This is a genomic window from Alkalihalobacterium sp. APHAB7, from assembly GCF_048323755.1.
Lineage (GTDB): Bacteria > Bacillota > Bacilli > Bacillales > Bacillaceae_F > Alkalihalobacterium.
The window spans coordinates 17,988-27,094 of the sequence record NZ_JBLWFS010000039.1; the positions used below are offsets into that span (position 1 = coordinate 17,988).

Sequence of the window (9,107 nt, forward strand, 5' to 3'; positions counted from 1 at the left end):
GCCTACTAATCCACTCACACTGCGTTTCTAGTTGGTTTTGAGTAAGCCTTTTTTGACCAGCTTTTAGTACACTAAAATTTAAAAATGTGTATCAACATTTCAAAAAAATCTTAACTGAAAGAAAAATAGGAGTTTTAGACTTAGTAAACAGGAGAAGTTCTTACATATAGTCAAATGCCCGTGAACTTATCCCTGTTTAATAGTTCGATAGAAGCATAAAAAAAGAAAACCTTGGAAACCTATGTTGTATAAATCTTAGTGAACAACAGTGGGTGATTTCGTTGCGAAAAAATAAAAGGTTGGGTTTGACAAAATTACAATCCAAGGAACAATCGCCACCTACCAGTGGAAATGATAATCATAATGAAAAATCAAACGATAAGATTAGTGAAAGCAACATTCCACCGATCGAACATATCCTGTTTGAGTTTGAGGATTGTTCAGATGTTGTGCACTACCAATTCGAGGACATCCATATTGATCTGGTATACTTTGATCACCTTGTGGATAGTTTTGAACTAGACCGAGATATCATCACTCCATTACAGCATATTAACAAAGAGGAAGAACTATCACATCTATGGAATCGATCTATATTTAGGCGAAGTCATGAGTATAAAGAGGTTATTAAATCGATCTTATCGGGATCTGTAGCTGTCATTTATGGACATGAAATGTACACAGTCAATATATTTGGTCCACAAATGCGATCAATCGATAAGTCTGAAACAGAAGCAACGATAATTGGTTCTCATGAAGCATTTATCGAGTCAATCGATATTAATTTATCTTTAATTCGGCGAAGATTAAAAAGCTCTCATTTAAAAGTTATCCGATTAGAAGCAGGAGAGGTGACTAAAACGTCAATTAGTTTAGTTTACATAAAAGATCTAGTAAACCAAGAGTTTGTTGCCGAATTAAAAAAAAGAATTGAGGCTATCGAGTTTGATTATATAACGGATTCCAATATGTTCGTACAGTTGATAGATGACTATCCATTTTCCATCTTTCCACAGTTTTTGACGACAGAAAGACCAGAAGTCGCAGTGACCAAGTTATCATCTGGAAAAGTGATTGGGTTAGTTGATGGGAGTCCGTCTATCTTTATCGCACCGACCAATTTCTTTGAGTTCTTTCAATCACCTGACGATATTAGCCAACGGTGGGTAATTGGAACTGCCACGAAATGGCTTAGGTATGCAGCTTTTTTTATTACATTAACATTTACCTCGTTTTATGTATCGGTCACAACGTTTCATTATGAAATGATCCCTGAAACTTTACTTCTTTCACTAGGGGAATCAAGAAATCAAGTGCCATTTCCACCCTTGATTGAAGCGATGGTTATGGAGTTTACCATTGAGTTATTAAGAGAAGCTGGAGCCCGTTTACCTTCTAAGATTGGACAAACCATTGGGATCGTTGGAGGGATTGTTATTGGACAAGCAGCTGTAGAAGCAGGGCTTGTGAGTAATACATTAATTATTGCTGTAGCTATTTCTGCGATTGCTTCGTTTGTAATGCCTAATTACTTACTCAGTGCTGCTTTAAGAATTGCTCGATTTTTATTAATTATACTAGCAGGCTTTTTAGGTAATTTAGGATTAATTATTGGTATAGCTTTTATTGTGAGTCATCTAGCGAAAGTAACTAATATTAATATGCCTTACTTAAGTCCTGCAGCGCCTATTCATTTTCATGATTGGAAGACAGCCTTTATTCGAGCTCCATTTATCATGTTAAAAGATCGTCCACATGACGCGAAATCTCCCAATACGGTAAAAAGTCAGGTGAAGGAATAATGGAAGTGGTTCAAGAAAAGAAATTACAGCCCATTCAAATTGCAATACTAATTTATATGGTAGAAGTGGGGATTTTTCTTTTTAATATTCCTCGTTTAATTGCTCAAATTCATGGGACAAATGGCTGGCTGTCATTATTTGGCTATACGTTATTAGCCAGTTTTAATATTTGGTTGATTTATATGGTATTTAAATTAGGAAACGGTAAATCAATACTTTTGATCTTAAATCAATCCTTTTCTAGTTGGATTATGAAACCTCTATACCTTCTCTTTGCGTTGTTTTGGGGATTACTTGCCTGCTTAATTATTAAACAATATATTTTTATCGTTCAGGTGATCGCTTTTCCGACAACACCAACTTATTATATTTTGATTATTATTTTAATTACAGTTTTTTTTATAACGATCAATGGAATATTTAATATTGTAAAAACGACTACAATCTTTTTCTTTTTATCGATTTGGGTATCTTTCGTTGGACTTTATTACTTCCTCAAGATCGAATGGGGAGACTTTACTACCTTTCTATTTAAAGCAAATGAACGTCAGTTCAAAGACAGTGTAGAGATATACGGTGGGTTTGTCGGGTATGAATTAAGTCTATTTTTATTTCCTTTTGTTAAAAAGGGTAACTCATTTTTGAAAGCTCTTTTAGCCGGAAATCTCTACACAACGTTTATCTATCTGTATACGAGTATTATATGTTTTGGTTTTTTTAGTTTTGGACAATTGCAGCATTTGCTTTATCCAACGTTGCAATTATATAGTTATCTTGAATTTCCTTTTCTCGTTCGAATTGAAAATTTAATCTTTAGTGTTTTCTTATTTAAAGTGATTGTAACAAGCGTCCTTTATTATTGGGCGGGAACACAATTAGTACAGGAAGTATTACCGCGTGTAAAAGAAAAATGGCTTACTTTTTTTATTATTTTCATTTCTTTTTTCATTGCTTTAGGGGCGTATAACAGTATTGAAGTAGCTTCTTGGTTAAAAATAGTAGTGGTAATTGAAATCGGAGTAGCGTTTATTTTGCCTATTCTATTAATTATCCTACTCAAACGACAAGCGAGGAACCATGCCTATGAGAATTAAATTGCTAATTCTTATATTTTTCCTCCTTATTCATACAGGATGTACAGATATACGAATACTTGAAGATATTGGGTTTATTCATGGGATGGCGTTAGATATAAAAGTAAAAGAAGAGTATGATTATCGAAGAAACTTACTCATTACTGTATCAATACCACAAATTGAACAAGCGGCTAAAAAAAATCGAGAAGTCTTAACGACAGTCGGTAGAAGCGATAAGGAGGCCATGTTAAGTTTTGCTAGACAATCAAATCGTCAGCTCGTTAGCGGTCAGCTTAAAAACATATTATACGGTTTAGAGCTTGCAGAGTCTGGAATTGGTGAAAATATTGACACTTTAAATCGAGACCCCACATTTGGATCACGTATTAAAATAAGCGTAGTGAATGGTTCTGCTAATGAATTGCTATCCAGGGACTATCCAGAACACCCTAGGACAAGTCAATATATAGATGAAATGTTAGAAAAAGAAGCCCAACTTAATGTAATTCCCGAAACGCGCCTTTACCATTTTACAAAAGATTTATTTGATGATGGAAGAGATCCTGTAGCACCGGTGTTAAAAATGGGTAAAAATGAAATCATTGTCGATGGAATTGGACTTTTTCAAGACGATCGCTATATTACCAAATTAGAGCCAGGAGACTCAAGAGTTTTCTTCTTTTTAAGAGGAGATTTCACGGAAGGGGCCCTACATTTTGATATTGAAGATGAGGAAAAAAATAAACCAGCCCAACTTTTATATGATTCACTTGAAAACCATCGGAGAATATCAGTTGACACAAGCAAATTTCCAGATTTAGAAGTCAATATTGAACTAAATATAAGAGGTTCTCTACTCGAGTATAACGGAACGCTGGATATTACGAACAAAACAGAGTTACATCATTTAGAACAAATTATCGAAGGGAAAATTAAAGCACACGCAGAAGAAATCGTTAAAGTAATGCAGGAGGAAAAAGTTGACAGTATTGGAATTGGTAAAGTTGTTAGAAAACACTTGGATTATGAAACGTGGAGTTCAATAGATTGGCGAGACATTTACTCCAACGCAATGATAACTATTGAAGTTCATGCGGTAATTAAAGATATTGGGTATTTTAGTTAAAGATCATGTCACTGCATTACGTACTTTTTATGAACGTGATGATGGGCTTCTTTAAGCCCATCTCACACTTAAATAACAGATGTGCTCCCCTTATTAAACATCGCATAATCACGAATTTTTAAATCCAAATGTATGTTTCCCCTCCATATTAGGATAAATCTCTTCCCAGTTCAAAGCTTTTCATTCCTCATAAGGCATGGTGTTTCTCACTTTTTGCCCGATCCCTAGACTATCCACCTGATTTTCTTGTAAAAACTTGATAATTTCATTTGTTTTACCTAGGATAAACTAAAGAAAATTAACGAATTTTTTAGTGAAATTCTCGTTTGGTTTATATCATCTTTATATAAGCATACTTCCATCAATCATAACCTTACTTTGAGTGGATATATCTTCCTACCCTTGAGTGCTCAGGATAGTCACTGGATACTAAAACTATGCACCAGAACCCCTAACAGAAAAAAACGATTTTGGTGCTAAAACACACAAAAAAGAGATGTACGTTGTTATACATCTCTATACTTAGGGGAATTTTGCATCTTCAAGAAAAGGTTTGTAATAAGCTTTGAAAATAGAAATATGATGCAATACAAAATAAATAGATGAAAATAATTAGTCCCTTTATGTAAAACAAATAAATTTAGATGTACCAATATCGGTTTAAATGCAAAGGCTAATAGGAGTGACAATGCAATAGAATAAATATAAAAATTCTTCTTATGGTTTATTGTCCATTGATAAATAAGCATATACACAACTGGAATTAAAGCTGCATCTAAGGAAAGATTACCAGGAATGTATGGAATTAACTCAAAGGGATAACTGAAAAACCCATGTTTAACACCCGCTATATTAATATAACTGAACCAAATGTGAATATTTGTACCATAAAAACCCAAGAGAAAAATATTCTTCCTATCTATTACAAAGTACAACAAAACTAAGGGAACTATAAACATAAATAAAACGATCTTAAAACCCCAGGTATCAATATGGGAATATTGTTGCCAGAACTCTAGCTGGGTTTGGGTTAGTTTTTCAGTCATCGAGGTTATTTTATCAAGGGCTTCCAAATGTTCTTTTGACGTCAACATAAAACGAATCCCACCCTTTTAAATATTATTTTTATTTTTATTGTTAGTAACAAATTATGAAATTATCCATCAAAGTGATCGTCAGTCTTATTTGAAAGATACTGCTCAGTAAGGGGCTTCCTTTTTGAAAGGGCTTTGTGGAAGAATATCTTTAAGCTATTGAAGATGTTTATTGAATAAGACAAAGAGAAGAAGATCGTCATTGTAGACGTCTTCTTCTCTTTGTCACTCTTGCTCCAATTTTTTTACTAACATCAACTTTTTCAGTCGGACTGTTCACACTGAGTACGGTGATCGTAACCAGGATGAGTACCATTCCTAGTAGTTGGATGGTGTTCAAATGATCTCCGAAAAGCAGAACGCCGAATAATGACGCTGTCACCGGCTCTACCATAGCGACCATCGAAGCAGTTGTCGGGGCCGTCCACCGAATGCCAATCAAATATAATATAAATGAAATTCCAGCACCCACAACCCCTATTAGAAGAAACCATCCTATGTCGCTTGACATGACCACACTGGCTGCTTCATCCATGTCTGTAAAAAGAAAAAGGATGAGACAAAATGAAAAAAAGGCGATGGGGGTGGTCTGCGACTTTCCGATAGAAGAGGCATTTTTAAACCCGAATATAAACAATGCATAAGAAAGACCAGAAGCAAGCCCCGCTGCCGCCCCTAGAACACTCACTGATATCGAATCGGGACTGTAGGCACCTGTAAGCAGGATAATTCCCATAAGTACACCGGAAATGCACGCCCATTTAAACCAAGTCGAACGTTCTATTCGTAATATAAAGGAGATTAAAAGGACGAACACAGGTGCGGTGTACATTAAAGTAGCGGCAACAGCAATGCTTGAGGCTTGGATACTGAGAAAATAAAAAGTGAAATTTCCAGCAATCCCAACACCCGCCAATAGGGACCATATGTATAAACGAGTAGAGGAGATCCAATTTTGTCTAAAGCGAAAGAGAAACCACGCAAAAAAACATATAAAACCAATAGCTCCTCGGTAAAAGGAAATCACAATAGGGTCCCAGCCCTTGTTCATTAAAAGACCGGCAATTCCTCCACTAATGCCCCAGCATATAGCGGCTAGCATAACTAAGCCTACACCTGCAAATCTCATCATGTGCCTCCTAAAGCCAAGTGATGTACGAATTTTTGATCACGCTTACAAACGTAACGTGGCCTTAATCACATAAATTCAAGGAACATGGAGCATAATCTTCAATAAGATCTCTGGTTTTTTATGGTAAGATGTTAGTGATAGGGTTACTATTGAAAGATTTAGAATATTTTTTATTGTTTTATTGTTGGTCTTGTTTTAATGTCATACCCTTTTAATGCAAGGCTGTAAACGAACAGTCCACTGATTTAATTGCAATTAAATTAGAATTTTATTTTATATTGGATACATTATTTCAGTAATTAGGGGTTTATGCTTAATCATTAAAGTAATTAAAAATAAGGTTAATTACCTTCACTTTTCTTATTGCATGAAAGGGGGCTTATTCTGAAGAAGACCAACTGACAAAAATAAATTGGTTTGCTGCGCAGTGCAACGATACTGGCATACACAATTATTAAGAAAGGCTGTCCCAAGGCAATTTTTATTACGTTAATGGAGGAAATGTGTGTATATGTTTAAGATCATTACAAGGAAATCAGGTGCTAATCATGGAAAATCTACTGATTAATATACTTTTTGTTCTCTTACCTATTTTAATTTTCCAAATCTTTTATATTAATACAGATTCAAAGTACAAAAACATCTTACTAGCTACCGTTTTTAGTATCTCGATCATAATATGTATGAATTTCACAATTACAAACTATGAAGGTCATTTTTTTGATTTAAGGTATATTCCATTTGTATTGGGAGCCCTTTATGGTGGAAAAAAGGTTGCTATTTTCCTTTATTTTGTAATCTTAGTTTACCGGTTTTATATAGGTGGTGAAGGTTTTTATATTGCTTTCATCGATAGTACTTTATTATTGATTATTCTATTATTTTTACTAATACCAAAATATCAAACATATTCTCTGAAAACAAAAATTAGTGGTACGATGGCTTTGCTTGGAATTGTTGCTATTATTAGCTTAATTACTTGTCATACATTATTTGGCTTTATCCTTCATGCTCCAATTGTATTATTGTCTTCCTTTGTTGTTGCCCAAGCTTTAACAATGGGGCTTTCTGTTTATTTTCTTGAATACTTAATTACAATGGACACAATGAAAAAGCAACTATATCATAATGAAAAATTAAAAAGCCTTAGTGAAATGGCGGCTAGCATCTCTCATGAAGTTCGAAATCCGTTAACTGTCACAAGAGGTTTTATCCAACTACTTAAAAGTCCAGGTATTGATGACGAGAAGAAGATTACTTATTTAGACTTGTCCCTCCAAGAATTGGACCGTGCTGAATCGATCATTACAGATTATCTTACGTTTGCAAAACCACATGAGAATATTGAACTCGAATTATTAAATGTTACCGCTGAAGTGAACTATGTTGCGAATCTGATGGAGCCTTATGCATTAATGCAAAATGTATCGATTACAAAAGAATTTTTCATTAAAGAGAGCTATTTTTTAGGAAACAAAAAACAATTCCTTCAATGCTTAATTAATTTATCAAAAAATGCTATTGAAGCCATGCAAAACGGTGGAAAGCTAGAGTTTAAAGTAAACAAAGAAAATGAAAAAATAACTATACAGCTGACTGATAATGGAGTAGGAATGTCCTCTGAACAAATTGGACGTTTAGGAGTTCCTTTTTTCACAAATAAGGAAAAGGGTACTGGCTTAGGAACAATGGTCGCTTTTAGTATTGTGAAAGCAATGAAGGGAGAAATAAAGGTAAAGAGCAGAGTGAACGAAGGAACTACATTTACTATTTCGATCCCAGAGAGTGTAAGTACGTCAGATAAGGAGGATTAGGCTTTTACTTTTCAAAATCGGTGACGTTCTTTTGTGTGTTTTATTGCTGTATTAGAGTAACGGGTTCAGTTTTTGGAGAGTAATTAAAAAATATCAATAAAACCGTCATTAATTACTGCGTAGTAGACGGATACTGTGCAGCAAAAAAAGTGAGATTCGGAATGACCTAATGAATTTTAAATTGGATATTTATGTTAAAGTATAAACGGCTTTGTGAAGTATTGTACTTAAAGTAACCTACTCTTCGTGACACAACAAATACTTTGGGTACGTTCGCGATAAAGTAATCGTTAGATCGTGTGATTAAAACTAGCTGTGGGCATGTAATTAAAACTATCGCCATCTTTAGGTTTTAAATAGGAAGGGGAAAATTGGTAGAAAAAGCCATTAAACGCGTTAATCGAGATTTCGTATCAAACCTTAGTTGAACGAGTACAGCTATGGATATAGAATTCTTTTTAGGTTATACAGTCATATTGCAGTTCTCTTACATACGATACAACAGAAGTATAACTTTAGTACTATAGGAGGGTGTAACATGACTAAACCTAAATATCCGCGAGATCGTTCTCCGGAAAATAATAAAAGACCAAATTTTCTTATTATTCTTGTTGATGAGGAACGGTTTCCAACCACTTATGAAAACGAAGCTCTAAAAGAATGGCGTAAAACTCATTTGAAGACCCAGGAGCTTCTACGAGAAAACGGTATGACATTCTTAAATCATTATATTGGAAGTACAGCTTGTTCACCTAGTAGAACAACACTTTACACCGGCCAGTATCCATCCCTACATGGGGTCACTCAAACAACAGGTGCAGCGAAAGGAGCTTTTGATTCAGATGTATACTGGCTTGATCACAATACAGTCCCAACTCTAGGTGACTATTTTCGTTCTGCAGGTTATCGAACGTTTTGGAAAGGGAAATGGCATGCTTCTGATGAGGACCTAATCGTTCCAGCAAGTCATAATGCAATGTTAAGTTATAACCCAACAACTGGGGTCCCGGATCCCGAAAAGCAAAAGCTTTATTTACATGCAAATCGGCTAGATTCCTATGGC

7 protein-coding genes are annotated in these 9,107 nt (G+C 34.8%); 5 read left to right on the top strand and 2 right to left on the bottom strand.

Annotation, left to right across the window (positions count from 1 at the left end; genetic code table 11):
* Positions 1-305 precede the first annotated feature (305 nt).
* Genes ACNSTQ_RS21620 through ACNSTQ_RS21630 form a run of 3 tightly spaced genes read left to right on the top strand, consistent with a single transcriptional unit; the run spans position 306 to position 4,004 of the window.
* Entirely contained in the window at positions 306-1,802 is a 1,497-nt protein-coding gene (locus ACNSTQ_RS21620) for a spore germination protein (RefSeq protein ID WP_418201824.1), read from the top strand.
* Positions 1,802-2,896: a GerAB/ArcD/ProY family transporter gene (locus tag ACNSTQ_RS21625; RefSeq protein ID WP_418201825.1), complete on the top strand. Its 1,095-nt coding sequence runs from the start codon at positions 1,802-1,804 to the stop codon at positions 2,894-2,896. The genes ACNSTQ_RS21620 and ACNSTQ_RS21625 overlap by 1 nt, the downstream gene beginning before the upstream one ends.
* Positions 2,886-4,004 carry a Ger(x)C family spore germination protein gene (locus ACNSTQ_RS21630; protein ID WP_418201826.1) on the top strand — a complete coding sequence of 373 codons (1,119 nt, stop codon included), beginning with the start codon at positions 2,886-2,888 and terminating at the stop codon, positions 4,002-4,004. Before ACNSTQ_RS21625 ends, ACNSTQ_RS21630 begins: the two co-directional genes overlap by 11 nt.
* Before the next feature lie 506 nt (positions 4,005-4,510).
* Here ACNSTQ_RS21630 and ACNSTQ_RS21635 read toward each other — a convergent pair.
* Positions 4,511-5,098, bottom strand: coding sequence for a CBO0543 family protein (locus ACNSTQ_RS21635; protein WP_418201827.1), 588 nt, complete (start codon positions 5,096-5,098; stop codon positions 4,511-4,513).
* Between the two features lie 199 nt (positions 5,099-5,297).
* Complete coding sequence (locus tag ACNSTQ_RS21640; RefSeq protein WP_418201828.1) at positions 5,298-6,227, bottom strand: DMT family transporter; 930 nt, start codon at positions 6,225-6,227, stop codon at positions 5,298-5,300.
* Between the two features lie 551 nt (positions 6,228-6,778).
* On the opposite strand from ACNSTQ_RS21640, the gene ACNSTQ_RS21645 reads away from it, so the two are divergent.
* Both ACNSTQ_RS21645 and ACNSTQ_RS21650 read left to right on the top strand, forming a co-directional pair.
* A complete protein-coding gene (locus ACNSTQ_RS21645) occupies positions 6,779-8,044 on the top strand; it encodes an ATP-binding protein (RefSeq protein ID WP_418201829.1) in 1,266 nt (421 codons plus the stop codon).
* Positions 8,045-8,582: 538 nt separating this feature from the next.
* Positions 8,583-9,107: sulfatase-like hydrolase/transferase (locus ACNSTQ_RS21650; RefSeq protein ID WP_418201830.1), on the top strand; the 525-nt coding region annotated here is incomplete at its 3' end.

Bases quoted from the DNA above. Each gene is read 5' to 3' on its own strand.
- ACNSTQ_RS21625 (WP_418201825.1), top strand. From the start codon at position 1,802: ATGGAAGTGGTTCAAGAAAAGAAATTACAGCCCATTCAAATTGCAATA.
- ACNSTQ_RS21630 (WP_418201826.1), top strand. From the start codon at position 2,886: ATGAGAATTAAATTGCTAATTCTTATATTTTTCCTCCTTATTCATACA.
- ACNSTQ_RS21635 (WP_418201827.1), bottom strand. From the start codon at position 5,098: ATGTTGACGTCAAAAGAACATTTGGAAGCCCTTGATAAAATAACCTCG.
- ACNSTQ_RS21640 (WP_418201828.1), bottom strand. From the start codon at position 6,227: ATGAGATTTGCAGGTGTAGGCTTAGTTATGCTAGCCGCTATATGCTGG.
- ACNSTQ_RS21645 (WP_418201829.1), top strand. From the start codon at position 6,779: ATGGAAAATCTACTGATTAATATACTTTTTGTTCTCTTACCTATTTTA.